Here is a 26,991-nt window from a genome sequence, read left to right as displayed (position 1 = left end):
GCGAACGGATCGATCACAACATAATCACTGACCATGGCCTTGATAGACGCAATCGAAATTTCCGGAATTCACGGTGCCCGTGACGTCACCCTGCCCTTCAAAAATGGGCATTGCATCCTTATTGGACCAAATGGCACTGGTAAAAGTACTGCCTTGCAGATCTCGGCCTACATGTTAGGCAGAAAGTGGATTGAATTAGGTAATCAGCCCTTCGATCAAATATCAATTCATTTTAAGAATGGCAAGTCGGCAGAACTTCGTCGTGCGGATTGTGAAACGTTCGGAAATAACTTATATCGAACCGCAGGCACGAGGCTAGTTCGTTACCCAGAGCGGATGGTATGGGATCCAAATATTATTCTATCGCTGGATTTGACATCCAAAGAAGACCTTGAAGAAGCATCTGCCAAACTCGGAATTTCGCCAACCGCCGTTAGGGCGCTACGAAGAGAGTTTGGCGACGATCCGGGTCAGCGAACCGCCCGAAAGAAGATTCGGCAATGCATTGATGTGTTCGAAGAAAATTCTCTTCTACCGACCCTTTATCTCCCGACATACCGTAGAATAGAATTGGACTTAAAGAAGCTATTTGATGAAGTCCCAGAAAGAATGCACCGCCAATTAAAGGAGCGACAGGTTCGCTTCCAAAACGGCGAATTCCTGCTCGAAGTGATACGATTTGGTATGGATGATGTTGTTGAGCTGCTCACTACCTTCGAGCGCGAAACTAGAGATTACGCCCGTAATCAATTCAATCGTATGATGACTTCTTATCTAAAAGACATGGCTACGGGCAAAGCAATGTCCGTCAGAGAACTTAGAGATATTCCTCTTACACAAAATAGCATCGATCGAACGCTCTCGCGCATCGAAGAGGGACTGCTGGATGAGGCCGAGAAGGCTGATATTGGTCAAACTGTAATCGATCTGAGCGCGGGCAAAATTAAAGGCAATCCAACCTTTCAAAAAAGTTGGTTGGCACACTTTTTTATCAAATTGTTCCAGGTTAACCAAGATTTGGAAGATAGAGAGCGTAATCTTACAAACTTCATATCGGCAGTGAATAACTACATTTCTCCGAAGAAGCTCGAATATGATATTGAGCGTTACCATACTGCCATTGTTGATGAACGAGGGGACGAGCTACAGCTGGCCGATCTCTCATCCGGCGAGAAGCAGATTATTTCAATGCTCGCCGAGGTTCACTTTCGAGATGCCGAATTCAACCTTCTCATAGACGAGCCTGAATTGTCCCTCTCTGTACCGTGGCAGCTCCGATTTCTAACTGACATCAAAACCGCTCCTGGCTGCGGCCAAGTAATGGCGGTAACTCATTCGCCGTTTATCTACGACAATAGCTTGGCAAATTCGGTTGTCGAGTTTGGATATGGCTGAGTCTTTTGCTGAACTGCTCGATAAGAGGAAGCGGACAGCGATCGCAATCTTTCATCGGTTTAGATTGGAGGTTGCGGCCGGCTTGGACCATGTATTGTTTGTCGAAGGCTTTGAAGATTTGGCTTTTTACAGCCGCTTCCTTCCTCTAGGGAGCTTCCGGCCGGAGGCGGTACGAATGACCTTCGGAAAACGTAATATGGATCGAATTGTCGGACTTTATTACGCTGAAGGTCTCGATTCCCGCTGCGAAGCGAGGTTTATTCGCGATGCAGACTTTGACGAGTTTCTAGGAAACTTACCTGCCGGAGAGCGAGTCGTCATTCTTGACCGCTATTCCGTCGAAAATTTCATATTTACCCCTTCAAATTTCGAGATGCTTTTGGCGGCTCGGTTCGGCATATCTGCCGACGAATATGATATTCCGGCCTGCATAACTCGATATGAGAATGGAGTTCGGCAGATCTTTCAGCATCTCGCTCCACTTTTTGGCGCGAGCTTCGCTGCTATTGAAAATGGCCACTCACTAGATTTTAATAGCTTAGATGTTCGAAATATCGCGTCAGTGTTTTTTGCGACTGGAGATCTCTCAGAGCTAACGGATGAAGACTACACTCGGTGTAGGATTCCTCTTGAATTTAGGACTGAGGAATCGGCCCAGAGAGGGCGATCATTTGTTGAACGCGAACCGTTTCTCTGGCTTCGAGGCCATTATCTTGCACTGATTTGCAGTGCCTACGTTCAACGCACTCACGACACGCTTTGCGCGAAGCGTACTGCGGGCGAAATTCACACCCTAAACCCGAACTTGAGCACCGATTTCTCAGCCGCAGCTTTGGCAGAGAGAATGGGTGCTTTTTGCGAAGCGCCAACAATCCTTCAGGATTTGGCTGCCTGACAGTAATTGTCGGCAACTACTCCGCCGCCTCCCGCGCCCGCTCCAACATCGGCGCAAGGTACTGCCCGGTAAAGCTGCGCGGGTTCTCCGCCACCGCCTCGGGCGTTCCTTCCGCGACAATCTCCCCACCCCGCACGCCGCCCTCAGGCCCCAGATCCACGATCCAGTCCGGCGTCTTGATCACCCCGGAACAAGTCCGGGGCAGGCTACCGGCTGTGCTCGATCACCACCAGTCATCGTCATTCAGCCGCTTCCGCCCGGCGTGTCAGTAGCGGGGCGAGGTACTGGCCGGTGAAGCTGCGCGGATTTTCGGCGACCTGCTCGGGGGTACCTTCCGCGACGATCTCGCCGCCTCGCACGCCGCCTTCCGGCCCCAGGTCTACGATCCAGTCGGCCACCTTGATGACATCGAGGTTGTGCTCGATCACCACGACCGAGTTGCCCTGGTCGACCAGCCGCTGGAGGACTTCGAGGAGCTTGCGGACGTCCTCGAAGTGAAGGCCGGTGGTCGGCTCGTCGAGGATGTAGAGCGTCTGCCCGGTGCTGCGGCGGCTGAGTTCCTTGGCGAGTTTGACCCGCTGCGCCTCGCCGCCCGAGAGCGTAGTCGCCTGCTGGCCGACCTTGACGTAGCCGAGACCGACCTCGTTGAGCATGTGCATCTTGTCGCGGATCGGGGGGACGGCCTTGAAGAATTCCTCCGCGTCCTCGATCGTCATGTCGAGCACGTCGGCGATGGAGAGGCCCTTGAACTTCACCTCCAGCGTTTCGCGGTTGTAGCGCTTGCCGTGGCATTCCTCGCAGGTGACGTAGACGTCGGGCAGGAAGTGCATCTCGATCTTGATCAGCCCGTCGCCCTGGCAGGCCTCGCAGCGGCCGCCCTTGACGTTGAAGCTGAAGCGCCCCGGCTTGTAGCCGCGCGCCTGCGCCTCGGGCAGGCCGGCGAACCAGTCGCGGATCTGCGTGAAGGCGCCGGTGTAGGTCGCCGGGTTGGAGCGCGGGGTGCGGCCGATCGGCGACTGGTCGATCTCGATCACCTTGTCGCAGTATTCGAGGCCGGTGACCTTGTCGTGCGCCCCGGCGACGACCCGCGCGCCGTTGAGCGTGCGCGCGGCCGAGGCGTAGAGCGTGTCGATGGTGAAGCTCGACTTCCCCGAGCCCGAGACGCCGGTGACGCAGGTGAAGGTGCCGAGCGGGATGCTGGCGGTGACGTTGTTGAGGTTGTTGGCGCGCGCGCCGTGGACGGTGAGCTGGTGGCCGTTGCCCTTGCGGCGCTTGTCCGGGATCTCGATCCGCCGCCGCCCGGTGAGGTAATCGGCGGTGAGCGAGTTCTTGGCCTTGAGGATCGTCTTGAGGTCGCCCTGGGCGACGATCTCGCCGCCGTGGACGCCGGCGCCGGGGCCGAGATCGACGATGTGGTCGGCGTGGCGGATCGCGTCCTCGTCATGCTCGACGACGATCACGGTGTTGCCGAGGTCGCGCAGGCGCTTGAGGGTTTCGAGCAGCCGGTCGTTGTCGCGCTGGTGCAGGCCGATGCTCGGCTCGTCGAGGACGTAGAGCACGCCCGAGAGGCCCGAGCCGATCTGGCTGGCGAGGCGGATGCGCTGGCTCTCGCCGCCCGAGAGGGTGCCGCTGGTGCGGTCGAGGTTGAGGTAGTCGAGCCCGACGTTGTCGAGGAAGCCGAGCCGCTCGTTGATCTCTTTCAGGATGGCGCGGGCGATCTGGTTCTGGGTGTCGTTGAGCTTGTCGGGCAGCGCGAGGAACCAGTCCTTGGCCGCGTTGACCGCCATCTTGGTGGGGGTGGCGATGTCGGTGCCGGCGATCTTGACCGCCAGCGCCTTCTCGTTGAGGCGCTTGCCGTGGCACACCTCGCACGGCTGCGCGGTCTGGAACTTGCCCAGCTCCTCGCGCATCCACGCGCTGTCGGTCTGCAGCATGCGCCGGTTGAGGTTGCCGATGACCCCCTCGAACGCCTTGCGCACGGTGTATTCCTTGCGCCCGTCCTTGAAGGTGAGCGCCACCGGCGCGCCGCGGGTGCCGAACAGGATGGTGTCGCGCTGCTCTTCGCTCAGCTCGCTCCACGGCGTCTCGAGATCGAAGTCGTAGGCCCGGGCGAGGCTGGCAAGGACCTGCATGTAGTAGGGGCTCGGCGGGTTGGACTTGGCCCACGGCACCACCGCGCCCTTCTTCAGGCTCAGCGCCTCGTTGGGGACGACCAGCTGCGGGTCGAACAGCAGCTTCTCACCGAGCCCGTCGCACGCCGCGCAGGCGCCCTGCGGGGCGTTGAACGAGAACAGGCGGGGTTCGACTTCCTCGATGGTGAAGCCGGAGACAGGGCAGGCGAACTTTTCCGAGAAGACGATGCGGTTGGGCGGGAGGCCGGCGCCCTTGAGCGAACCCATTGTCACCCCAGCGGAAGCCGGGGTCGCTTCCGGCTGCGCTCCTTCGCCAGCGGTCCCAGCGTTGGCTGCGCCGCCCTGGCGGGTCGCTGGGACGACGTCTGAAACATTGCCGTCCGCCAGGTCGACGTAGGCCAGCCCCTCGGCCAGCTTGAGCGCGGTCTCGAAGCTGTCGGCGAGGCGCGTCTCGATGCCTTCGCGCACGGCGATGCGGTCGACCACCACCTCGATGTCGTGCTTGTATTTCTTGTCGAGCGCCGGAGCGTTCTCGATCTCGTAGACCTCGCCGTCGATGCGCACGCGGGTGAAGCCGGCCTTCTGCCACTCGGCTAGTTCCTTGCGGTACTCGCCCTTGCGCCCGCGCACCACGGGGGCGAGCAGGTAGGCGCGCGTGCCCTCGGGCAGGGCCATGACCCGGTCGACCATGTTGGAGACGGTCTGCGCCTCGATCGGCAGGCCGGTGGCGGGCGAATAGGGCACGCCCACCCGCGCCCACAGCAGGCGCATGTAGTCGTAGATCTCGGTGACGGTGGCGACCGTCGAGCGCGGGTTGCGGCTGGTGGTCTTCTGCTCGATCGAGATCGCGGGGCTGAGCCCGTCGATATGCTCGACGTCGGGCTTCTGCATCATCTCGAGGAACTGCCGGGCATAAGCGCTGAGCGATTCCACATAGCGGCGCTGGCCCTCGGCGTAGATCGTGTCGAACGCGAGGCTCGACTTGCCCGAACCCGACAGCCCGGTGATCACGATCAGGCTGTCGCGCGGCAGGTCGATGTCGATGCCCTTGAGGTTGTGCTCGCGGGCGCCGCGGACGGAGATCGTGGTGAGAGCCATGAATGGCGTGTTCCTGTAATGTTCGCAACTGTCAAGAGGCCGGCGGCAACGCCTGCAAGCCGGCGCGCCGGATGTGGGGACGCGAGCCGCCATTACAACGCCGGGATGCAGCCATCGGGGCCGGCGCTCGGGCGTCCGAGGTCCGTGGCAACGGGTCGTCCGCCGCGCAGGCTCGCCTCGCCGTCCGCGGCCGGGTTTCTCGGAACACAGCGCGTCCCCATCCCTTGGTTAAGTAACTGCAAACCAACAGGAGACCACCATGACGACAGCCGAAATGACCCGTTCCGGCCAGTCTGCGCCCGGTGCTTCCGGTTCCGATACGAAGCAGGAGCTGAAGGCCGACGCCGACCGCCTGAAAGAGACCGCCAAGGACCGCGCCAGCGAGGAAGCCGACAAGCGCAAGGGGCAGGCGACGCGCGCCGCGCGTTCGACGTCCGACGCGCTCGAAAAAGCCGCCGGAGAACTCGACCGCGACAACGATGCACCGAGTTGGCTGAGCAGCGCCTTCCGCGAGACCGCCAAGGGCATCGACCGGATGGCCGGCAAGGTCGAAGGCCGCCGCCCCGAAGAGATGGGCCGCGACCTCTCGCGCTTCGCGCGCGAGCACCCCACCACCTTCCTCGCCGCATCGGCCGCGGCCGGCTTCGCCGCCGCGCGTTTCCTGCGCGCCGGAGCCGACTACAAGCACGAGCATGAGCATGCGCATAACCAGGACAGCGCACGGCGCGGCGATTACGGCGCCGGTGCCCCCGGCGAATGGACCGCCGGCAGGCGCAGCGGCCGCTTCGACGATGCCACCCGCGCCGCGCAGCAGCAGTACGGCGCAAGCGGGGAGACGGCGCGATGAACGATCAGAGAACCATAGTAGATCCACCCGGCCGCCGCGTGCGCGCAGCGCAAGCCGATGATGACAATATCGTCGACCTCGTCGGCCGGCTGACTCGCCAGGGCGCCCACCTCGCCGAAGAGCAGGTGAGCCTGATGCAGGCCGAAGTGCGCGAGGCGACCACCGATGTGAAGCAGGCCGTCGGCGCCCTCGCCGGCGCCGCCGTTGTCGGGATTGCCGGCCTCGGCGTGACCCTGATGGGTCTGGCCTATCTGGTCGGCGACTGGATCGAAAATGTCTGGCTCGGCACGCTCATCGTGGGCGCGATCACCCTGATCGTTGCCGCCATCATGTACTCGAGCGGCAAGTCCAAGATGCGCGCCACCCATCTCAAGCCCGAACGCACCATTCGCACCGCCGAGGACACCCCCGATGCGGTGACCGGCGACATGACCCATTCCTCGAGGAGGACTCAATGACATACGACGACACGACAATCCGGACCGACACCCGGGACCCTGAAGAAATCGAAAGCGAAATCCGCCGCACCCAGCGCGACATGAGCCGAACAGCCGACCGGATCGGTGCGCAGATGACGCCCCGCAACATCTTCGACGCCTTGCTCGACAAGGCCGACGAAAACGGTATCGACGCGCGCTACGTGCTCGATGCCGCGAGACGCAATCCCATAGCCCTGGGCATGATCGCCGCCGGCGGCCTGTGGCTGGTCAGCGACAGCGATGCCCGCGCCAAGACCTTCACCGACAAGTTCGGCGGCGAACCTGCGCCCGGCGACGAATGGGACCATGCCCACCATCTCGGCTATGTCGAGCACATGAGCAGCGTCGAACCGCGCGAAGGCGAGAACACCGACGCCTATCGCCGCCGCCGCGACTGCGCGCGGGCGAGCTATCTGATGATCGAGCAGCGCCACGACGAGGACGAAAGCAGCTTCCGCAAGCGGCTCGACGATGCGACCGACCAGATGCGCGAACAGCGCGACCGCGTGGCCGAGAAAGCGCGCGACATGGGGCGCCGCACGAGCGACCAAGCCAGCCGCCTGGCCGGCAAGGCCGAGCGCGCGTACCGCGAGAATCCGCTGATCGGCGGACTGGTCGCGGCTATCGCCGGAGCCATGGCGGGTGCCGCGTTCCCGGCGACGCGGACCGAGGAAGAGTACCTCGGCGAATACGGCGCGGACACCCTGGACGCCGCGCGCGACAAGGCGCGCGAAGGCGCGGACAAGATGCGCGAGAAGAAGGACGAGGCGGTCGACAAGGCCGACCGCGAACTACGCGACGCCGGCCGTTCGGACGGCGCGGATCGCGCGCGCAGCAGGTCCTACGAAACGGCCTGACGCAGCGCTCCCTTGCAACCGCGGCCGCGACGGAAGACCCGTCGCGGCCGCTTTTCGTTGCGCGGAACCCACTCAGCGCCAGCTGCGTTTCCGCACCATCGGGGGCGGCACCAGAGCTGCTGCCGTCAGAGCCCTCGCAGCAGCGCCGGCCTCCGCCAACCAAGAGGAGGACGAAAATGGCACTTGGCTATCTCAGACCCTACCGCCGCGGGACCCCCGCGCGCAGTTCGTCAGGCTCGTCGCTTTTCGACCTGCACGAGCAGATGAACCGCATGTTCGACCAATTGTTCGACCAGGACGGCGACAGCGGCTTCTATGCCCGCAGCGGCATGGCCGCCCCGGCGCTGGACATTCACCAGTCCGAGGACCGGATCGAAATCACCGCCGAGCTTCCCGGCGTGAAAGAGGACGACGTCGACCTGACGATCGAAGACGGCGTGCTTACCCTGCGGGGCGAGAAGAAAAGCGAACGCAGCGACGAGGAGCGCGGCTACTCCGAGCGGACCTATGGCAGCTTCGAACGCCGCATTTCCCTGCCTGCCAACGTCGACGAGGACGCCTGTGCGGCCGATTTCGAGAACGGAGTCCTGACGATCACGCTCCCGGTCAGCGAGGACAGGAACCGCGGGCGCAAGATTCCCCTCGGCTCGCGAAAGTCCGGCAATACGTCCGAAGACGCGCTGATCGAGCAAGACGGCAAGAAGAGTCAGTCCCCGGAGCAGGCCAAGCAAAACGCTTGACGCGGCCGGACGCGGTGCGTCCTTGAAGGGGCGGCGGCCGGGAGACGGGCCGCCGCCCCTCTTTCCGCGCGAACGGCAATTTCCGTGGCAACCGAGCGCGCCCAAAAGACGTCGGACTTGACTCCACGCCGTTTGTCGGACCGAGTGCACCCTTCATCGAAGGGTAATTTTGCTTCGCCTATGAGTAAGTTTCGTGTCCCCAAGACATTCGCGCCGCGAGCGGCGCCCCCTCGCCTCTTCTATTCAGGACGCCGCACCATGATCCGCATGCCTTACGCTCTTACTGCCGCCTCGGCGCTCGCTCTCTCGCTGGCCGCCCCCGCCTTTGCGCAGGATGCGCCCGCCTCGAAAGACGGCGATCCGATCGTCGTAACCGCCCACTCGGCGATCGGCGACTTCGGCATCGACCTGACCGCTCGCGACACCACGGCCAAGCCGGGCGACGATTTCGAGCGCTTCGCCTCCGGGGCGTGGATCGACCGCACCGAAATCCCCGGCGACCGCGCCAGCGTGGGTTCGTTCAACGATCTTCGCGAAGACGTCACCACGCAGATGAACGGGCTGATCAAGGCCGCCCCTGCCAGCTCCAAGCCTGGCGCGCTCTATCACTCCTTCATGGATCAGAAGACGCTCGAGCGGGTCGGTCTCGCCCCGCTCAAGCGCGACCTGGCCCAGGTCGATGCGATCACCGACAAGGCCGGAATGGCCCGCTACATGGGTGAAACCGACGGGCAGTTCGGGCTCGCGCTGTTCAACACCTACGTCGACGTCGACCCCGAGCACCCGGATCGCAGCGTGCTCAATGTCGTCCAGGGCGGCCTGGGCCTGCCGGAGAAGGATTATTATCTCAACGCCCGCTTCGCTCCGCAGCGCGCCGCCTACGTCGATTACCTGAAGCGCAGCTTCAAGGCGATCGGCGAGCCCGATCCCGCCGCCGCAGCGGCCAAGGTGATGGAGTTCGAAACCTACATCGCGCAGCTCAGCTGGGACGTCGCCGACCGGCGCAACATCGACAAGACCAACAATCCCTATTCCACCGCCGAGCTCAAGGCCTACGCGCCCGAATTCGCCTGGGACGCCTACTTTGCGGGCCTCGGCGTGCCGGCGCAGGACAAGATGATCGTCAACGAGAACACCGCGGTGCAACGGCTGGCCAAGCTGTTTGCCGCCACGCCGCTCGAGACGCTGAAGTTGTGGGAGAAATTCCACGTCACCGATCAGGCATCGCCCTATCTGACCAAGAAGATGGTCGACAGCCGGTTCCAGTTCACCAAGACGCTGAGCGGCGTCAGCACATTGCGCGAGCGGTGGAAGCGCGGAGTGGACCAGGTCAACGCCTCGCTCGGCGAACTCGTCGGCCAGGACTACGTCGAGAAGTACTTCCCGCCCAAGTCGAAGGCGATGATGGAAGACCTGGTCAAGAACCTGAAGCTGGCCATGGCGGATCGCATCAAGGCGAACGGCTGGATGAGCGAGGCGACCAAGGACGCGGCTTTGGCCAAGCTGGACAACACGCTGGTCATGGTCGGCTATCCCGACAAGTGGCGCGACTATTCGGCGCTGCAGATCAAGCCAGACAATCTCTACGCAAACGTCGTCGCCGCGAGCAAGTTCAACTCCGCCTACGAGCTCGCCAAGCTCGGCAAGCCGGTCGACCGCAAGCTGTGGTTGATGAGCCCGCAGACGGTCAACGCCTACAACGGCGGGCAGCTCAACGAGATCGTGTTCCCGGCCGCCATCCTGCAGCCGCCGTTCTTCGACCCAGCCGCCGATCCGGCGGTCAATTACGGCGCCATCGGAGTGGTCATCGGGCACGAGATCAGCCACAGCTTCGACGACCAGGGCCGCAAGATCGACGCCGAGGGGCGGATCCGCGACTGGTGGACCCCGGAGGACGCCAAGCGCTTCAACGCCGAAGCCGACGAGTTCGGCAAGCAGTATGCCGCGTTCGAAGTCGTGCCGGGCGCGCACATCAATCCCGACCTGACGATGGGCGAGAATATCGCCGACTTCGCCGGACTGAATGTCGCGCTCGACGCCTATCACCGCTCGCTGGGCGGCAAGGAGGCGCCGGTGATCGACGGGCTGACCGGCGATCAGCGCTTCTTCCTCGGCTATGCGCAAGTGTGGCGCAGCAAGGCGCGCGAGGACAGCCTGCGCAACCAGGTCGCGACCGACCCGCACAGCCCGGCGCGCTATCGCACGATCGCGCCGCTGCGCAATCTCGACGCCTGGTACGCGGCCTTCGGCGTAAAGCCCGGCGACGCGATGTACATTCCGCCCGAAAAGCGCGTCCGCATCTGGTGAGCGCGCGCGAGCAACGCACGGGCGCTTAACCCAAAGCGTTCAGTTGCGAGCAAATCGGGCCGGGTTATGGCCCCGTCAGGCCGAGAGGATCGGCCTGACGGGAGGTCGCTTACCGATGATTGCCAAGACACTCGCCGGCGCGCTGGCGCTGGTTTCGATAGCCCTGCCGCATGCCGCCTGGGCCGACGATCCGAACGATCCGGCAATGCGCGAAAGGAAGGCACGCGAGGCCGATGCGGCGGAGATCCGCCGCCTCAACCGCGAACAGCAGGCCTATGTCAGCCAGCGCGATGCCGGCTATCGGGCCGGCTGGCAGGCATATCGGGACTATCCGCAGGCCAAGGCCGATTACGAGCGGCAGATGGCCGAATGGCGCCGCGCCGTGCGGCTGTGCCAGAGCGGGCATTACGAATACTGCGCCCGCTGAGAGCCGCGGTCACGCCGAGAGCAGTTTGTCCCAGGTCTTCGCGCCGACGATCCCGTCGGGCGTGAGGCGGTGGTCGCGCTGGAAATCGATGAGCGCGACCTGGGTGCCGGCGCCGAACACCCCGTCGGGATGGACGCCGAGCAGACCCTGGAGATACTTCACGGCGTCGCCGCGGTCCCCCTCGCGCAGCACGGGACGGGTCCGCGCCGCTCCGGCGATGTCGGCCGTGCGCGAATCGCCGAGCAGCGCGGTCCAGGTCTGCTGGCCAACCACGCCATCGGCGTAGAGGCCCTTTGCGGACTGGAACTCGATCAGGCCGGACTTGGTCGCGGGACCGAAATCGCCGTCGGTAACGAGCCCGAGCAGTTCCTGCAGGTGCGTCACCGACGGCTCGCGGTCGCCGATCTTGAGCAGCGGCATCGGCGTTTCGGTCCGCGCCCCGCCCTCGGAGAAGGTGGCGAAGGCGCGCGCCATCTTGCCGTGGTAGTTGAACCGCTCGTAGCCGCTGCCGTTGTAGCCGCGGGCGAAGCCGCGCCAGTCGAGGCGCTGGAGTTCGTCGGCCAAGCCGGTCGCGGCGATGAACGCGACGAAATACTTGAGCTGCCCCGGCTCGCCCGAGACCATGGTGTCGACGAAAGTGTCGAGACTGGGCTCGCCGACCAGCGCGTGGTTGAAGCCCATGACCTGGAATTTGCCCCAGCTGGCCGAGGCGAGCGCGGCCGGCTCGTCGAGCGCCATGGCCCGTTCCAGCCGATCGTATTCGCGCGCGCCGCCGAGGTAGCCGCCCCCGCTCGGGAAGGAGAGGTCGGGGTGGACCGCGGTATGCGCGCCGCCGGTCAAGCGGTGGAACACGTGCCGTTCGAACAGGATCTTCGGCCGCGAGTCGGGCAGGTAGCCGCTTCCCGCGCTCTCCACTTGCGCCACCGCGCGGATCGCGGCGACCGTGCAGCCGAGGCGGGTCGCCGCCTCCTCGTAATCGCCGATGCCGAGCGGAGTCGGATCGCCGGTGAAAGTGCGGGTCATCGCAGGTCTCCCAGCGGGTGGTGAGGACCGCGCGGCGCCGCCGCGATCCGAAGCGTCAGGTCCAGCTGTAGCGCCAACTGCGGTAGCGCCCGATCAGACGCAGCCGCTTCTGGTGCGCCGCGGCTCCGGCCACCAGCGCGGCGAGCTGGATGTACTGCGGCAGGCTCGTCATGGCCCAGTAGGCACGCCGCGCGCCGTCGGGTTCGACAAGCACGGCTATGTGCCCACTGACGCACATGACCTGGGCGGCAGCCGCAACGATCGGCCAGACCCGGTTGGCCCTGAGGGCCAGCCAGACGACGGCCGCGAGTTCGCTGACGTCGAACACCACGTGGACCGGATCGACCCGCGCGAATGTCCCGAAACCGAACAGCAGGTGGTAGACCGCGTCGGACCCGACCCACGCGACGATCACCAAGGCGGCGAAGCGTTCCGGCGGACCGCCGCGCCGATAGGCGACGGCGGAGGCCAGGATCACAAGTGCGAGGATAAAGACGAATTGCGAATTCACGCGCGCGTCCACCCGGTCAGGCGGCCTGCTGGCTCTCTTCCGGCAGCGTTTCGCGCTTTTCCGGCGGGCAGGGATCGGCATTCATCTTCTCGCGTCCGATGTCGGTCATCCGGCCGTGCGCGCGGGCGAGGTTGCCTTCGGCGTCGAGCAGCGCCTGCTGCGACTTGGCGATCCGCAGGAGAACGTCGTGCGCCACGAAGGGGCCGACGCCGGTCTCGGTGCGGGCGGAAACGATCGATGCGAAAAGCTCCGACTGATGGATCATAGCATCGTCGAGCGACTTCTCGGCCTTGCGGAATTGCCGCGTGATACGCAGGCTGGCGACGGGTAGTGTCATGGTCATTGCGGATCCCCTATGTCTATCGAGACATCTTTCGTTGGCGAGGAATCGTTCACGACGGTTTTTCCGAAAAGGCCGCCCCGTCAGGAGACGGCCTTGCCGAGCAGCGAGGAGAGTTGGCTGTAGATCGCCAGCCCGCCAAGCACGACCAGGACGAGGCAGAAAGCGACCACGAAGATCGCCCCAAGCCGCACCAAGGCGCCGTATGGTCCATCGAACGATTCCGGGACCACCCGGAAATCCGCTTCCGGAGCCCGCTGACCGTCCAGTCGGACTGTCGCAGATCGTGCCGACTCCGGAAGCGAACCTTGCGGCCCTGCCCCCTGTTTGGCCAATCCCGGTTCGGATGCGATACCCGAATTTCCGTATGCGGATTGTTCGCATGTCTCGAGCAGACGCCGATAAGCCACCGCCGCTTCGCCGCGGGTGCGCACGCCCAGCTTGTCCTTGGCGAAATTGATCCGCTGGTCGACGGTATAGGGGGAGATATCGAGCGCGCGAGCGATCTCCTTCGAGGTCTTATGCTCGATCAGCAGGTCGAGCACCTCGATCTGCTTGGCGGTCAGGCCGCCGACTTCCGGTTCTTCTAACGTCGTCTGCTGCCCCATGGTGTTCCGTTTCTCGGCATCTGCCCAGTGTGCCGATACCTGCACGTTGTTGCAAGTTTGTGCGCAGAGAAAGCACCGAACCGGACGTTTCGCCGCAGTCCCTTCGCCAGCAGCGCATTTGTGCGCGCTGCTGCCGATCGGCAAGCGCAAGAGCTTGAAAAATTGCGGGCACTCCCGTTGCTCGACCGCTGGCGGCTTCGCGTTTGCATGGTTACATCCGCACCATGCCGCGCCTGTTCGTCGCCCTGCGTCCGCCCGCCCAGGTTCGCGAGTCCCTCCTCGCAATCATGGGCGGCGTGCCCGGCGCGCGCTGGCAGGACGACGACCAACTGCACCTCACGCTGGCTTTCCTCGGCCGCGTCGACGAACGGGCCGGCGAGCCGCTGCTCGACGCGCTGAACGCGGTCCATTCCCCGCCATTCGAACTGGCCGTGACCGGGGTCAGGCATTTCGAGCGGCGAGGAGCGGTCAGCGCGCTGTGGGCCGCCCTCGCCCCGAGCGAGCTGTTGAAGGTGCTGCAGCAGCGCGTGGCGAGCGCCTGCCGCCGTGCGGGGTGTCCGCCCGAAGGAAAGACCTTCGTGCCTCATATCACGCTCGCCCGTCTCAATCGCGGCGGGGCCGAGCCTGGGCTGTGGCTGGCCGACCACGGCAAACTCCGCACCGCGCCGTGGCCGGTCGAGCGTTTCACGCTCTACGAGAGCCACCTGAGGCCCGAAGGCTCGCTCTATGAGCCGCTGATGCAGTTCGCATTGCGCGGCTGACGCATGAGCCGTGGCTTGGCCCCGGCGAGTCGTGGACATACGCGCGGGCCGACCCGTTGATTCCGTGAAGGCCGGCGGCGTCGGCATCGCCGATCACTGCCGCCACGGAAACAGCAGGAGCATAACGTCACACCCGCCAGAGAAAAAAGAACGTACTTACCCTTTCAACGGCCCCGCCAGCACGCCCGCGAGCGTGCCAGGCAACTGCTGCGCCGCATGCGCGAGCGCCGAGCGCGGCGCGGAGAGTTTGGCCGGCGACTGCGCAAGCGCAAGGCCGTGCTGGCGCTTTCCGCCGGTGCCTTGGGACTGAGCACGGGGGCCAGCGATCCGGCCATGCTCGACTGGAACAAGACGACCGTGCAGGCAAATGTCGACCAGCGCCTGCCGGCCGGCATGCGCAGCGTCAGCGAGGGCATGAAGGCCGTGATGATGGAAGAAGAAGGCGTGCGGTATCACGTCTATCGCGACGTCGCCGGCAATCCCACGGTCGGCGTCGGGCACCTCGTCACTGCCGAGGACGGCCTCAGCGTGGGGCAACGCGTCGGCCAGGATCGCATCCTCGACTTTTTCGAGGAGGACCTGAAGCAGGCCGAGAGCGCCGTGGCCCGGATCACGGGCGATCTCCCGCTCTATCAAAACGAATTCGATGCGCTGGTCGACCTCGCCTTCAACGTGGGCGAAGGCAACCTGTCCCCGGCCAACTCGCCGCACCTGCGCGCAGCCATCGCGGCGCACGATTACGACGCGATCGCGAGCCAGCTCGACTACGTCCATGCCGACGGCCGCGTGGCCGGGGGGCTCGTCAATCGCTCCGAACGCAGGACCCGGATCTTCGAGCTCGCCAGCTACGCCGACCCGCGCGAACTTCCCGCCAGCGAAAGAGCCTGAGCCGAACCAGCGGCTCCGGCCGCATCGCCGCTCAGCAGCGCGCGTGCGCCGGGCCTGCCGAGCCAGAGCGCGTCCACCTTCCACACCCGAGCGATGGTTTCCTGGGACAGCGCGTGCCCGGGCGCACCATGGGCGACAACCCGGCCCCGGTCGAGCACGAGAACCCGATCGGCATGGTTCATGGCCAGCGCGAGATCGTGCAGCGCGAGAATGATCCCGCAGCCTTGGTCGGCCGCGCCGCGAAGGGTTGCGAGCAGCGCGAGCTGGTGACCGATATCGAGCGCGGCGAGCGGCTCGTCGGCAAGGATCCAGCGCGGCTCTCCGGCCCGCACGCGCGCCAACAGCGCCCGCGCGAGCTCGCCGCCGGACAGCGTCGAAGCCGGCCGATCGGCGAACCCAAGGAGATCGAGTGCGGACAGCGCACGCTCGATCGGTTCGCTCGCTCCGTCGCGCCGCGGCAGGCGGCCCAGCGCGACGAGCCCGCGCACCGAAAGATCCCAGGCCACTTCCGCCGATTGCGGCAGATAACCGATGCGCTGCGCCCGTTCCCGCGGACGCAGCGCGGCTAGCGCGCAATCATCGAGCCGAACCTCGCCGCGCTCGAGCGGCAAGAGCCCGGCCAGGGCTTCGAGCAAGCTCGACTTGCCCGCCCCGTTCGGCCCGCAGATCGCAGTGATCGTGCCGGGCTCGAACGCAGCCGTTACCGTTTCGAGCCGCCCCGAAAGATGCAGGTCGTGCGCCGCGAGCATCAGGCAAACCCCCGGCGCATGCGGAGCAGCAAGTGGAGAAAGAACGGCGCACCGATGAGGCTCAGCGCGATGCCGAGCCGCAGTTCCGTGACCAGCGGAAGGACCCGGCAGGCCATGTCCGCGAGCAGGACCAGCAACGCCCCGGCGAGCGCGCTCGGCACAATCAGAGAGGAGGGATACCGATCGGTCAGCGGACGCACGAGATGCGGAACGATCAAGCCGACGAAACCGACAACCCCGGCCACCGCCACCCCGCTGCCCACCGTCAGACCGACCCCGGCAATGAGCAGCCACTGCAGTCGTGCCGGGTTCACGCCGAGCGAGCGCGCCGCCGTTTCGCCGAGGGTCAAGGCGTCGAGCGCCGGCCCGGCAAGCCGCAGAAGAACGAGCCCGGCGAGCGTCAGAGGGGCGGCGAGCGCGACATCGGGCCACCCCCGATCGGTCAACGCACCCATCAGCCAGGTAACGATCTCGCTTTGCGCGAAGGCATTGGGCGCCAGGCTGATGACCAGGCTGGTGAGCGCGCCGGCGAAGCTGGCGATCATCACCCCCGCCAGCGTAAACAGCGCCACCCCGGCGGTGCGCCCGGCCAAAAGCGCGAGCAGCGCCATGGCCCCGCCCGCGCCGGCGAGAGCGAACAGTGGCAGCAGCAGCGGGCTGGCCGCGTACCCGAACCACAAGCTGACCACCGCGCCGAGCGCGGCGCCCGGAGCCACTCCGAACAGACCGGGGTCGGCCAGCGGGTTCCGCAGATAGCCCTGCATCGCCGCCCCGGCAGCGCCGAGTCCGCCGCCGACGACGAGCGCCAGCAGCGCCCGTGGCAGGCGCAGTTCGCCGAGAATGACGGCCGCGTTGGCCGTGCTCGCGGGATCGATCCAGATGCGCCCGGTAAGGAGCGACAATGGTACCGCCAGCGCCAGCGCCACAAGGAGAAGCGGCACCGGGCGGGTCATGTGCTGGCCCCGTCCACACTGTCGCGTATGCGAGCAAGGCGCCGCGCCAGCCGGGGAATGGTCGGGCCGCCGCAATAGAGGAGGTTGGGCTCGATCTGCGCGTAGACGGCTCCATCGAGCGCCCGGAGCGCCGGATGGCGCTGCTCGCGTCCCTTGCCCGCAGCGAGAATGACCCGCGGCGGGTCGGCGAGCACCCGTTCGAGCGGCAGGTAGGCGCCCTGCCCCAGACCGCGCGCCGCCGCCTGGCTGGCGAAACCGGTGTGCGCCAAGAGCTTTGCAACGAGCGAATCCCCGCCGGCGACGATTCCGCCCTGCTGCCAGAGCAAGGCCGGGACTCGCTCGCGGGGCCGCCGGGTCTCGGCCAGCGCCGCTTCGATGCGCCGGACCAGCGCTTCGCCGCGCTGCGGATGGCCGGCGAGCCGCGCCAGCCGGCGGACTTGCGCCTCGCTGTCGGCCACCGTGCGATCGATCCCGGTCGTTTCCACCCGCATGCCGAGCCGCGCAAACGCGGAGCGCGTGGCCGGCGCCATGAAGCTGTCGCCGACGACGACATCGGGAGCCAGCGCCAGCACCTCTTCGACCGTACCGCCGGTAACGGGAAAGCGCCTGGCAACGGCCAGCGGCAGCGAAGTGGCGCGCGGATCGTGGCTGAAGTGCGACAGCGCCAGCACCTGCGCCGGATCGGCGACTTCGGCGAGGATCGCGTCGGCGCAGGGATTGAGACTGACGATCGTGGGATGGATTGCAGGGTGCGGAGCCGCCACCGGTGCGCAGCCCGCGAGGGCGAAAGGCAACAGCCTCCGCAGCACCGGGCGGATCATTTGAGTCGCACGCCGACGAACATTCCGCGGCCAGGCGAAGCGTAGCCCGCCGCCGTCTGGTACTGCTCGTCCCACAGGTTCTCGATCCGGCCGAACAGCTCGGTGCGTTTGCCGAGCGGCACGCGCGCAGTCAGATCGAGAGTGGCGTAGGGATCGAGCCGGACCGTGGCGGCAGCATCGTCGAAACTCTTCGAGACCCAGCGCAAGTCGCCGCCGAGCACGACCGCATCGAGGTCCCATTCGGCCATCACCGAGAGCGCGTGGCGCGGACGGCGGGCGAGCGGCAGGCCGAATTCCGCCGAGCCGGATGTGCGGTTGGCGTTGTCGGCGAAGCTGTAGCTGCCGAGCAAGGTCAGCCCTGCGGCCAACTCGGCCCCGGCCTCGACCTCGACGCCCTGCGAGCGCGCCTTGCCGACGTTGTCGTAGGTGCCCTGCGGCCGCCCGGCGCAGATACCCGCCGTCATGCCGAAGCACGAGACGAAGCCGATCAGATCTGCGCTGTCACGGCGGTACAGCGTGACCGCGGCGTAGGGCCATTCGCCGCGCCGGTGCCAGGCAAGGCCGAGGTCGAAGCTGGTGCTCTTTTCCGGCGCGAGCGCGGCGTTGCCGTAGTCCGAATGGAGCTGGAACAGGCTCGGGGCCTTGAAGCCCTCGCCCAGGCTGGCGCGCAGGCGAAGGTCGGGTGCGACTTCGTAGGAGAGGTCGGCGCCGAAGCTGGTGGCGCCGCCAAAGTCCTGGTGCTCGTCGTGGCGCAGGCCGGCATGGCCGGAAACGGGCCCATATTCGAGACCGACCTGAACATAGGCCCCGCCGATGCCGGTCTTGCGCGGCAAGTCGAGCAGGGTTGCGAAGCGGGTCCATTCGTAACTGGCGCCGAAATCGACGAGCAAGGGCCCGATCGCCCGCCATTCGCCGTTCAGCGCCAAGCGGTCGGAGCGACCGTGGGTGGTGTATGTCGGTGCGGTGCCGATCGCGGGGTCGAAGCTGTCGCGCTGCGTGTCGGACAGCGCATAGCTGCCGGCAAGGAACAGGATCCCGCTGTCGTAGACCGCGCCGGCAGCAGTCGACCACTGGCGCGTCTCCTGCCGCTCTGCGGTATCGGTGAGGGTGTAGCTGGGCGGCGGATAACCGTCGATGTCGAGATCGCCCTCGGCATAGCGGCCCCGTGCGAAAATCTCGAAGCTGTCGGAAAAGTAGATCCGGCCTTGGCCGTCTGCATTCCACTGCTCGAAACCGTCGCGCTCGGTGCCCGCGGCAGCGCTCGAGAAACCGTCGCTCGTATACCAGCCGGCCGAGCCGCCGAGGTAACCGTTCTCACCGCCGACACCGCCCGCGGCGGTGAGGTAGGCCGTGCCGCGCGAGCCGTATTCGGCGCTGCCCTGCAGGCCGGTGGTGGCGAGCGTCGAAGCGACCAGCACGCCGCCGATGGCGTCACTGCCCCAGATCGTCGAGTTGGAGCCGCGCAACAGCTCCAGCTTGGCGAGATTGCCGGCCGCCAGAGTGCCGAAATCGAACCCCCCGGACGGCGCCGCCTGGTCGGCGACACGGACCCCGTCGATCACGACGACCACCTGGTCGGGCGCGGCGCCGCGCACGCTCAGCCCGGTGAAACTGCCGGGCGCGCCATTGCGGCTGAGGGTTACGCCGGGGACGCGCTCGAGCACGCGGGCGACGTCGAAGCCCTGCACGGCCTCGATCTCGTCGCGGCCGACCACGGTGACCGCTTGCCCGGTGTCTTCGACCTCGCTCCGCGTTCCGGTGGCGGTGACGGTGATCCGGGTCTCGTCGGAACCGCGCGGGTCGGCCGCGGTGCTGGCATCGTCCTGCGCCAGAACTGGCGAGGAAATTGCGAAAACAGAGATAAGAAACAGAGGTTTGTACACGAAATATCCCATCACTTGCGAACACGTCGCTCGTGGCGGGAAGACTCGCGACCGAGCCATCCTGCGCTTGCTTCCGGTACACCCCGCCCGGCGCGGAACGACGTGTCTCGGACAGGTCTCCTGGCTCGCCGGATCGCCAGCCGCCCCTGCCTTCCCAGCCACGCAGAACGCTTGGCCAGTGGCGTCGCCGGGAGCGGCCTCCCCGGTCACAGTTGCGGGGGCAGCGCGGGGTTTGAACCCGCTTCCCTCGGGATGGCTTGGGGCCACCCCGGCCCGGTCTCCCGGACAATCCATGACACAGCGCGGAGCGATAGGACCGCTCCGGCTGCGGCGCAAGGTCCGTTCGGCGCGTCCCAAGGCGGGACGGCTGGACCAGACGAGGTGCGCTGGCTTGCGCCCGCGCGTAGGGGCGCGGGACCGATGTCCGCTCGCTCTCCTTCCTGGCCTCCGCCCGAACTGATCGCCCGGCGCCGGGTCCGGGCCGAACGGCGCCTGCCCGGCCGGCTGCGCGCGGCATGGGCGCGGAGCAATACCGGCCTGCGGCTGCGCTTTGCCGCGCTGGCCGCCGCGATCGCCTTTCCGGCCATGGCCGCCCCCGATGCCTGGCAGCCCGACTTCGCCGAGCCCGCCGTGGGCCAAGCGGCGCCCATGCCGTTCGAGACGCCGGGCGAGAGCTTCCCCGGCTCGGCCTTCTATTACCTCGACGACAGCGGATATCGGCCGATGCCGGGCGAAGGCGACATCCACTCCGACGCCGCCGCGACCACGGCCGCAGAGGCGCCGCGAGACAGCGCCGGCCCCGCCGCCCGGGCGCTGCGCGCCATGGGCAGCGCCAGCGACGCAGCGCGCGCGCAAAAGTGCCTGGCGATGGCGATCTATTACGAGGCGGCGACCGAGCCCGACGCCGGCCAGCGCGCCGTTGCCCAGGTGGTCCTCAACCGTGTCGCCCATCCCAGCTATCCCAACACGGTGTGCGGTGTGGTATTCCAGGGATCGGAGCGGCGTACGGGTTGCCAGTTCACATTCACTTGCGACGGTTCGCTGAACCGGCAGCCGATGGCCGCGTTCTGGGACCGCGCCAGCCGGGTCGCGCACCAGGCGCTCGCGGGAGCGGTCTATGCCCCGGTGGGGCTGGCCACGCATTACCACACGCTCGCAGTGCATCCGTACTGGGCCGACAGCCTGCAGAAGGTGACGACGATCGGAGCGCACATCTTTTACCGCTGGCGCGGGGCCGCCGGGCAGTCGAACGCGTTCACCGTCGCCTATCGCGGCGGCGAGCCGCTGGCCGCGCCGCATCCGCGCGTCACCGAACCGGTTCCCGCGGCGGAGGCCGATCCGCTGGTCCTCGCGCGCGCCTTCGAACAAGCCCACCCGGCTGCGCGCCAGGGGCCAGCGACGCAGGCGCAGGCGCCGGCCGCAACGCCCGATTACGCCCCAGCGGTCAGCGCGCGCGGCGGCGAGGCGTTGTTCCGGGGCAGCAACCTGCCGCAGGGCGGCGAGCTTTCACCCGAGCTCGAGCGCAGCGGGCAATGGCTCAGGTAACCCGGAACATAGGGGCCCCGCTCATCCCTAAGATGATGGAAACCATTTCGCCACACGAACGCTTAGCCGAGCCCGAGCTAGGAGGATGTCATGACCTCTTCCGCCTTCTCCAAAGCTTGTCCTACCTAGCATGAGCATCCGTTTCGCCGCCCCTCCGCAAGCTATGAATGTCCGCCTTCGCGGCGCACGAGCGCGCGCAGCCATCGCCGAGGCCGCCAACGACAACGGCAGCGGCGAGTCCGCCGAAGCCATGCTGCGCGCCTCGTTGCGCCACTTCGCCGAGCACGGCCTCGCCGCGGCCGCACATGCCCGGGCGAAAGCCGAGGCGGCCTGGTTCAGCGGCGACAAGGAAGGATATCGCTGGTGGCTGGGCATCTGCCGGACGCTTGACCGGCGTATGGCTCGCGAACTTGCAGCAGACACCAAGGACGCCGGCTAAACCGTCGGCGCGTTAGCCAAAGTGCTCGATAGCTCTGGCCGAACCGCCCGCTCTATTCAGCGGGAACAAGCGTGCGCGCTGCCACCTCGTTCTGCCGGCGATAGAGCCTGATCAGGTCGCTGTTGTCCAAGGCCCAAGGCTTGAAACCGGGCAGAAGGATACGGCTCCAATGAGGCAACAGTCGCCGGATCATTCCGGGATTACCCCACAGATGCCAGTAAAGCCGCGCCCGCGCCTGCCAGCCGGTCAGCCCGTCCTGCGCCATCATCCCAAGCGCGTCGCGCACGCGGTTGCGGAAATATTTGCGCGTGATGAGCAGAGCGACCACCGCCATCATCTTCCAGCGCTTCCACGCGCTCCAGTCGCGCGTGACGTGCAGCCAGACGTCGAAAACGAGGCCCTTGTGCTCGATTTCCTCGGCGGCATGCCATCGCCACAGTTCGGCCGGTTCATGCTGGGCGCCGGAGAGGTAGGAGGGGTCCGACAGTAACTCGTGGCTGATCGAAGCGGCAAAGTGCTCGAGAGCGATCGACACTGCCAAGTTGACTTCGCGCGGCCGCCCCTCGGCCAGCGAGAGCATGTCGGCGATGCCGCGGTCGATGGATTCGACGTCGTAGCCATGGTCGGCAACGATGCGGTTGAAGGCGAGGTGTTCGCGGGTGTGATTGACTTCTTGGCGGATGAAATCGCGCACTTCGGTTTCCAGGCCAGGCGGCATCTCGTCACGGAACTTCTTCATCGTGTCGATGAAGAACACCTCGCCGCGCGGCAGGCTGGCGGATACCGAATTGTACCAGGCGGTTGCGACCGGATCGCCGTTCATCCACCAGCGCGCGGGCCGCTCGGTTCGGCAAAACCGGTCATCGCGGACGATCAGAGCCCGTTCTTCAGGAGATGATTGGGCTTTGCCGCCAATCAGCGGCATGTCTGCCTGATCTACTAGTTCTTCGCGCGCCTGAGTGACCATATTTACAAAATATTAGGTATAAGCATCCAGGGCAAGGCGTTTTTGGCCGGCAGTCAGGTTTGTCCCGCTGATGAACAATGGGCATCTTTTCTCCTGATTTTCACCGCGCATCACACCGGGGTCAGCCGTTAACCGTTCAATCACGCTCGCTGTCTACTGAGAACGGCGAAACTCGAGGGCATGCGATTAAAAGATACCTCGCCAAGCGGCCGGTGCCACTGAGCACCGATGCTCCCGGAGACAGGGTCCACAGGATCCTGGTAGAGAGCCTGTATCAAAATCCGTCCAGCCTCGCGATGGGCGCGATTGTCGGGGTAACGACCAGTGTCGTAATCTCTTCCGGTTCCAATAATCGCGTGATTTCGCTGCTGGCAGCCACCGTTGCCGTGGTTGCAATATTGCGCGTGATTGCTGCCTATTGGCTGAACTACCGTAAGCATGGGAATGTGAGGCTACTCGAATGGGTGTTCGAGATCGGCGCCTTTAGCTACGCACTGGCGCTAGGCACGCTCGCCGCTGCGTGCGTTGCCATGGGTGCTCCAACGATAATCCAGCTCATGTCGGTTACCGCCGCCATTGGATACGGTGCGGGGATCAGTGCGCGCAACGCCGGCAGGCTGCCGATCGCCATCGGCCAGCTCATGCTTTCCATCACGCCCACCTGCGTAGTTCTCATGTTCCTGCCGGGCTTTGCCTCGAAGGTTCTCGCGGTGTCGTTGGGACTCTTCGTGGTGGTGATGATTTCGATCGGCCTGAACGTTTTCAGGACGCTACGCAGCTCGATCACCGCCGCCGACACGAGCGCGCGACTGGCGGATCAGATGCGCGAGCAAGCGCGGACCGATGTGGTCACGGGTCTGCTCAACCGCGCAGGCCTCAATCACGAGCTGGTGGAACTGCAGATGCAGTTGCCCGCGGATCAGAAGCTGGCATTGTTCTGGCTCGACCTCGATCGCTTCAAGGAGATCAACGACACGCTCGGCCACTCGGTCGGCGACGGCGTGCTGGCCGAAGTGGCCCGGCGGATCATCGATACGGCCCCCGCCGGCGCGGTGATCGCCCGTTTTGGCGGCGACGAGTTTATCGCCGCCTGCATCGTTACCGACCGCGCCGAGTGCGAACAGCTCGCCAGCGCGATCATCGGCGACATTTCGCGGCCCTATCGGATCGACGGACACCGGGTCAGCGGGGGCACGTCGATGGGCGTGGCCATGCTGCCCGACGACGGGCCCGACATCGACGCGGTCATGCAGGGCGCCGACCTCGCGCTCTATCATGCGAAGGTCCAGGGCCGGAACCAGTTGAGGTTCTTCGATCAGTCGATGACCAGAGATCTGGTGCGCAAGAAGGAAATCGAGAGCGAACTGCGCGCAGCGATCCAGAAGGACGAGCTGTCGATCTTCTTCCAGCCGATCGTCGACCTCAAATCCGGCAAGATCCGCACCTTCGAGGCGCTGGTTCGCTGGTTCCACCCGGAGAAAGGCGAGCTGCGCCCGGACGAATTCATTCCGGTCGCCGAGGAGACCGGGGTTATCATCACGCTCGGCAACTGGATCACCTCGCAAGCCGCCAAGGCCGCGGCACAATGGCCCAAGGACGTCACCGTCGCGGTCAACCTCTCGCCGTTGCAGATCCGGGCGCCGGGCGCCGCACTGGGCATTCTCAGCGCCATTCGCGAAGCAGGCCTCGAACCCGAGCGCCTCGAACTTGAAGTGACAGAGAGCCTGTTCCTCGAAGACAGCGAACAGACCGGACGGTTCATGGAAGAGCTCTCCGCCCACGGCGTCCGCTTCGCCCTCGACGATTTCGGCACGGGGTATTCCTCGCTCGCCTACATCAACCAGTTCCCGTTCAAGAAGATCAAGGTCGACCGCAGCTTCGTTTCCGGTCCCAACATCGGCCGCAAGAGCGACGCGATCATCCGCGCGGTGGCGGAAATGGGCTCGACGCTGGAGATGGACATCGTGGCCGAGGGCCTCGAGACGGTCGAGCAGGTCGAAGCGGTGCGCAAGGCCGGCTGCACCCTGGGTCAAGGTTATTACTTCAGCCGCGCCGTTCCCGACTTCCTCGCCGCCATGCTGCTATCGCAGGAGCGCGACGACGGCGCCGCGCGGACGAGTGGCAGCCGCCTCGCCGGCTGACCGACGCCTGTCGGCGAATTTCCGATCTCCGCATCTCCGCAGGCGATTGCGCCGGAACCTAACGCGGGCCCGCTCGTCACCTTACAGACACCCGAATTGCCATTCATTTGCTAATGCGAACTCTTTGCAAACATAATCACCGGATCGACCATTTTGCCGGTTGTCTTGCCTAGGGGCCGGGCCTAGGGCCGCGGAAACGGGCGATGCCCCTCCAAGCGGGATGCGGGGGCGCGCCAGCCACGACACAAGCGCCCGCCAGCGAAGGATCGAATACTCCATGGCCCGCAAGAAAATCGCTCTCGTCGGCTCCGGCATGATCGGCGGCACCCTCGCCCACCTCGCCGCCAAGAAGGAACTGGGCGACATCGTCCTGTTCGACATCGCCGAGGGCATTCCGCAGGGCAAGGCGCTGGACCTGAGCCAGTGCGGCCCGATCGAGGGCTTCGACGCGAAGATCACCGGCACCAACGACTACGCCGACATCGCCGGGGCCGACGTGGTCATCGTCACTGCCGGCGTGCCGCGCAAACCGGGTATGAGCCGCGACGACCTGCTGGGCATCAACCTCAAGGTGATGAAGGCGGTCGGCGAAGGCATCAAGAACCACGCCCCGAACGCCTTCGTGATCTGCATCACCAACCCCCTCGATGCGATGGTCTGGGCGCTGCGCGAGTTCTCCGGCCTGCCGCACGAGAAGGTCGTCGGCATGGCGGGCGTGCTCGACTCTGCGCGCTTCGCGACCTTCCTCGCGTGGGAGTTCGGCGTCTCGGTGCGCGATGTGAATGCCTTCGTCCTCGGCGGCCACGGCGACACGATGGTGCCCGTCACCAGCTACACCACGATCAGCGGCATCCCGGTCAATGACCTCGCCAAGATCAAGGGCATCTCGGTCGATCGCATCGACGAAATCGTCAAGCGCACCCGCGGCGGCGGCGGCGAGATCGTCGGCCTGCTCAAGACCGGCAGCGCCTATTACGCGCCGGCCACCAGCGCGATCGCCATGGCCGAGGCCTATCTCGGCGACCAGAAGCGCATCCTGCCTTGCGCCGCCTACGTCGACGGCAAGTACGGCCTCGACGGGCTCTATGTGGGCGTGCCCGCGGTGATCGGCGCGAACGGAATCGAGGACGTGGTCGAGATCGAACTGACCGACGACGAGAAGGCCAACCTCAAGACCTCGACCGATGCGGTCGAGGAGCTGCTCGAAGCCTGCAAGAGCCTCGACAGCTCACTCGCCTGAGCCTGCCAGCGATATTCGGAGAAGCGGTTTGAGCATCCTCGTCGACAAGAACACCAAGGTCATCACCCAGGGGATGACCGGCGACACCGGCACCTTCCACACCCAGCAGGCGCTCGATTACGGGACGCAGATGGTCGCGGGCGTCACCCCCGGCAAGGGCGGGCAGACGCATATCGGGCTGCCGGTCTACGATACCGTGGCTGAGGCCAAGGCCGCCACGGGCGCGACCGCCAGTGTGATCTACGTCCCACCGCCGTTCGCCGCGGATTCGATCCTCGAGGCTATCGACGCCGGGATCGAGCTGATCGTCGCCATCACCGAGGGCATCCCGGTGCTCGACATGGTCCGGGTCAAGCGCGCGCTTTCCGGCAGCAAAAGCCGGCTGATCGGCCCCAACTGCCCTGGTGTGCTGACCCCGGGCGAGTGCAAGATCGGCATCATGCCGGGTAACATCTTCAAGAATGGCTCGGTCGGCGTCGTCTCGCGTTCGGGCACGCTCACCTACGAAGCCGTCCACCAGACCACGCAGGTTGGCCTCGGCCAGACCACCGCCGTCGGCATCGGCGGCGATCCGGTCAACGGGACCAACTTCATCGACGTGCTCGAGCTGTTTCTCGCCGACGACGAAACCAAGTCGATCATCATGATCGGCGAGATCGGCGGCAGCGCCGAGGAAGAGGCCGCGCAGTTCCTCGCTGACGAGGCGAAGCGCGGGCGCAAGAAGCCGACCGTCGGCTTCATCGCCGGTCGCACCGCGCCCCCGGGTCGCCGCATGGGCCACGCCGGGGCCATCGTCTCGGGCGGCCAGGGCGGCGCCGACGACAAGATTGCCGCGCTGGAGGCCGCGGGCATCCGCGTTTCGCCGTCACCAAGCGAGCTCGGCACCACACTCGACGCGTTCCTGAAGGAACTCGCGTAACTTTCCTTCATTGGCTTCAAGGAACG

General features: G+C 65.5%; 26 protein-coding genes and 1 riboswitch. Of the genes, 15 read left to right on the top strand and 11 right to left on the bottom strand.

The features are described from left to right. Positions 1-33 precede the first annotated feature (33 nt). Both Q7I88_RS09500 and Q7I88_RS09495 read left to right on the top strand, forming a co-directional pair. On the top strand, positions 34-1,395 hold the full coding sequence (locus Q7I88_RS09500; RefSeq protein ID WP_305095682.1) for an AAA family ATPase: 1,362 nt from the start codon (positions 34-36) through the stop codon (positions 1,393-1,395). Then, positions 1,388-2,290 (top strand): hypothetical protein, encoded by a 903-nt coding sequence (locus Q7I88_RS09495; protein ID WP_305095681.1) that lies wholly within the window; start codon positions 1,388-1,390, stop codon positions 2,288-2,290. The genes Q7I88_RS09500 and Q7I88_RS09495 overlap by 8 nt, the downstream gene beginning before the upstream one ends. A 16-nt stretch (positions 2,291-2,306) precedes the next feature. Here Q7I88_RS09495 and Q7I88_RS09490 read toward each other — a convergent pair whose 3' ends face one another. Both Q7I88_RS09490 and uvrA read right to left on the bottom strand, forming a co-directional pair. After that, a complete protein-coding gene (locus Q7I88_RS09490) occupies positions 2,307-2,450 on the bottom strand; it encodes a hypothetical protein (RefSeq protein ID WP_305095680.1) in 144 nt (47 codons plus the stop codon). A gap of 79 nt (positions 2,451-2,529) precedes the next feature. Next, positions 2,530-5,520: an excinuclease ABC subunit UvrA gene (gene uvrA / locus Q7I88_RS09485; RefSeq protein ID WP_305095679.1), complete on the bottom strand. Its 2,991-nt coding sequence runs from the start codon at positions 5,518-5,520 to the stop codon at positions 2,530-2,532. A 259-nt stretch (positions 5,521-5,779) separates the two neighbouring features. On the opposite strand from uvrA, the gene Q7I88_RS09480 reads away from it, so the two are divergent. The 6 genes from Q7I88_RS09480 (at position 5,780) to Q7I88_RS09455 (ending at position 11,177) form a co-directional block, all read left to right on the top strand. Further along, positions 5,780-6,367 (top strand): hypothetical protein, encoded by a 588-nt coding sequence (locus Q7I88_RS09480; RefSeq protein ID WP_305095678.1) that lies wholly within the window; start codon positions 5,780-5,782, stop codon positions 6,365-6,367. Then, positions 6,364-6,825 (top strand): phage holin family protein, encoded by a 462-nt coding sequence (locus Q7I88_RS09475; RefSeq protein WP_305095677.1) that lies wholly within the window; start codon positions 6,364-6,366, stop codon positions 6,823-6,825. Before Q7I88_RS09480 ends, Q7I88_RS09475 begins: the two co-directional genes overlap by 4 nt. Beyond that, on the top strand, positions 6,822-7,703 hold the full coding sequence (locus Q7I88_RS09470; protein WP_305095676.1) for a DUF3618 domain-containing protein: 882 nt from the start codon (positions 6,822-6,824) through the stop codon (positions 7,701-7,703). Before Q7I88_RS09475 ends, Q7I88_RS09470 begins: the two co-directional genes overlap by 4 nt. A gap of 176 nt (positions 7,704-7,879) precedes the next feature. Continuing rightward, positions 7,880-8,443 (top strand): Hsp20/alpha crystallin family protein, encoded by a 564-nt coding sequence (locus tag Q7I88_RS09465; protein WP_305095675.1) that lies wholly within the window; start codon positions 7,880-7,882, stop codon positions 8,441-8,443. 258 nt (positions 8,444-8,701) lie between these two features. Next, a complete protein-coding gene (locus Q7I88_RS09460; RefSeq protein ID WP_305095674.1) occupies positions 8,702-10,750 on the top strand; it encodes a M13 family metallopeptidase in 2,049 nt (682 codons plus the stop codon). A gap of 115 nt (positions 10,751-10,865) precedes the next feature. Continuing rightward, positions 10,866-11,177 carry a hypothetical protein gene (locus Q7I88_RS09455; protein WP_305095673.1) on the top strand — a complete coding sequence of 104 codons (312 nt, stop codon included), beginning with the start codon at positions 10,866-10,868 and terminating at the stop codon, positions 11,175-11,177. 9 nt (positions 11,178-11,186) lie between these two features. On the opposite strand, the gene Q7I88_RS09450 is transcribed toward Q7I88_RS09455, so the two are convergent. From Q7I88_RS09450 to Q7I88_RS09435, 4 genes are all read right to left on the bottom strand, one after another. Then, positions 11,187-12,200: an N-acetylmuramidase domain-containing protein gene (locus tag Q7I88_RS09450; RefSeq protein ID WP_305095672.1), complete on the bottom strand. Its 1,014-nt coding sequence runs from the start codon at positions 12,198-12,200 to the stop codon at positions 11,187-11,189. Positions 12,201-12,255: 55 nt separating this feature from the next. Further along, positions 12,256-12,711, bottom strand: coding sequence for a hypothetical protein (locus Q7I88_RS09445; protein ID WP_305095671.1), 456 nt, complete (start codon positions 12,709-12,711; stop codon positions 12,256-12,258). A 16-nt stretch (positions 12,712-12,727) separates the two neighbouring features. Further along, the gene (locus Q7I88_RS09440) at positions 12,728-13,054 is read right to left on the bottom strand and encodes a hypothetical protein (protein ID WP_305095670.1); all 327 of its coding nucleotides are present in this window, start codon (positions 13,052-13,054) and stop codon (positions 12,728-12,730) included. 80 nt (positions 13,055-13,134) lie between these two features. Beyond that, positions 13,135-13,659 (bottom strand): helix-turn-helix transcriptional regulator, encoded by a 525-nt coding sequence (locus Q7I88_RS09435; protein WP_305095669.1) that lies wholly within the window; start codon positions 13,657-13,659, stop codon positions 13,135-13,137. Positions 13,660-13,883: 224 nt separating this feature from the next. Between Q7I88_RS09435 and thpR the strand changes: the two genes are divergently transcribed. Together thpR and Q7I88_RS09425 are read left to right on the top strand one after the other, a co-directional pair. Further along, a complete protein-coding gene (gene thpR / locus Q7I88_RS09430; RefSeq protein WP_305095668.1) occupies positions 13,884-14,420 on the top strand; it encodes an RNA 2',3'-cyclic phosphodiesterase in 537 nt (178 codons plus the stop codon). Between the two features lie 216 nt (positions 14,421-14,636). Continuing rightward, complete coding sequence (locus Q7I88_RS09425; RefSeq protein ID WP_305095667.1) at positions 14,637-15,308, top strand: lysozyme; 672 nt, start codon at positions 14,637-14,639, stop codon at positions 15,306-15,308. Here the strand turns inward: Q7I88_RS09425 and Q7I88_RS09420 are convergent. The 4 genes from Q7I88_RS09420 to Q7I88_RS09405 are packed head-to-tail and all read right to left on the bottom strand — an operon-like array spanning position 15,266 to position 19,714. Then, positions 15,266-16,057 carry an ABC transporter ATP-binding protein gene (locus tag Q7I88_RS09420; RefSeq protein ID WP_305095666.1) on the bottom strand — a complete coding sequence of 264 codons (792 nt, stop codon included), beginning with the start codon at positions 16,055-16,057 and terminating at the stop codon, positions 15,266-15,268. The genes Q7I88_RS09425 and Q7I88_RS09420 overlap by 43 nt on opposite strands. Continuing rightward, positions 16,057-17,010: a FecCD family ABC transporter permease gene (locus Q7I88_RS09415; protein ID WP_305095665.1), complete on the bottom strand. Its 954-nt coding sequence runs from the start codon at positions 17,008-17,010 to the stop codon at positions 16,057-16,059. Before Q7I88_RS09415 ends, Q7I88_RS09420 begins: the two co-directional genes overlap by 1 nt. Then, on the bottom strand, positions 17,007-17,804 hold the full coding sequence (locus Q7I88_RS09410; RefSeq protein ID WP_305095664.1) for an ABC transporter substrate-binding protein: 798 nt from the start codon (positions 17,802-17,804) through the stop codon (positions 17,007-17,009). The genes Q7I88_RS09415 and Q7I88_RS09410 overlap by 4 nt, the downstream gene beginning before the upstream one ends. Positions 17,805-17,827: 23 nt before the next feature. Further along, positions 17,828-19,714 (bottom strand): TonB-dependent receptor plug domain-containing protein, encoded by a 1,887-nt coding sequence (locus Q7I88_RS09405; RefSeq protein ID WP_305095663.1) that lies wholly within the window; start codon positions 19,712-19,714, stop codon positions 17,828-17,830. A gap of 113 nt (positions 19,715-19,827) precedes the next feature. Beyond that, positions 19,828-19,962: riboswitch (cobalamin riboswitch) on the bottom strand. Positions 19,963-20,134: 172 nt separating this feature from the next. On the opposite strand from Q7I88_RS09405, the gene Q7I88_RS09400 reads away from it, so the two are divergent. Together Q7I88_RS09400 and Q7I88_RS09395 are read left to right on the top strand one after the other, a co-directional pair. Further along, the gene (locus Q7I88_RS09400; protein WP_305095662.1) at positions 20,135-21,259 is read left to right on the top strand and encodes a cell wall hydrolase; all 1,125 of its coding nucleotides are present in this window, start codon (positions 20,135-20,137) and stop codon (positions 21,257-21,259) included. 130 nt (positions 21,260-21,389) lie between these two features. Beyond that, complete coding sequence (locus tag Q7I88_RS09395; protein WP_305095661.1) at positions 21,390-21,698, top strand: hypothetical protein; 309 nt, start codon at positions 21,390-21,392, stop codon at positions 21,696-21,698. Positions 21,699-21,750: 52 nt separating this feature from the next. On the opposite strand, the gene Q7I88_RS09390 is transcribed toward Q7I88_RS09395, so the two are convergent. Further along, complete coding sequence (locus Q7I88_RS09390) at positions 21,751-22,665, bottom strand: metal-dependent hydrolase (protein ID WP_305095660.1); 915 nt, start codon at positions 22,663-22,665, stop codon at positions 21,751-21,753. A 446-nt stretch (positions 22,666-23,111) separates the two neighbouring features. On the opposite strand from Q7I88_RS09390, the gene Q7I88_RS09385 reads away from it, so the two are divergent. The 3 genes from Q7I88_RS09385 to sucD all read left to right on the top strand — a co-directional run bounded on the left by Q7I88_RS09385 (position 23,112) and on the right by sucD (position 26,965). Beyond that, positions 23,112-24,806 carry a putative bifunctional diguanylate cyclase/phosphodiesterase gene (locus Q7I88_RS09385; protein WP_305095659.1) on the top strand — a complete coding sequence of 565 codons (1,695 nt, stop codon included), beginning with the start codon at positions 23,112-23,114 and terminating at the stop codon, positions 24,804-24,806. A 277-nt stretch (positions 24,807-25,083) separates the two neighbouring features. Beyond that, a complete protein-coding gene (gene mdh, locus Q7I88_RS09380) occupies positions 25,084-26,046 on the top strand; it encodes a malate dehydrogenase (protein ID WP_305095658.1) in 963 nt (320 codons plus the stop codon). 28 nt (positions 26,047-26,074) lie between these two features. Beyond that, the gene (sucD, locus tag Q7I88_RS09375; RefSeq protein ID WP_305095657.1) at positions 26,075-26,965 is read left to right on the top strand and encodes a succinate--CoA ligase subunit alpha; all 891 of its coding nucleotides are present in this window, start codon (positions 26,075-26,077) and stop codon (positions 26,963-26,965) included. The last annotated feature ends 26 nt before the right edge of the window (positions 26,966-26,991 follow it).

Source organism: Croceibacterium aestuarii (assembly GCF_030657335.1).
GTDB classification, from domain to species: Bacteria; Pseudomonadota; Alphaproteobacteria; order Sphingomonadales; family Sphingomonadaceae; genus Croceibacterium_B; species Croceibacterium_B aestuarii.
The sequence above is the reverse complement of the archived record's forward strand: the minus strand, read 5'-3'. Positions and strand labels throughout refer to the sequence as shown.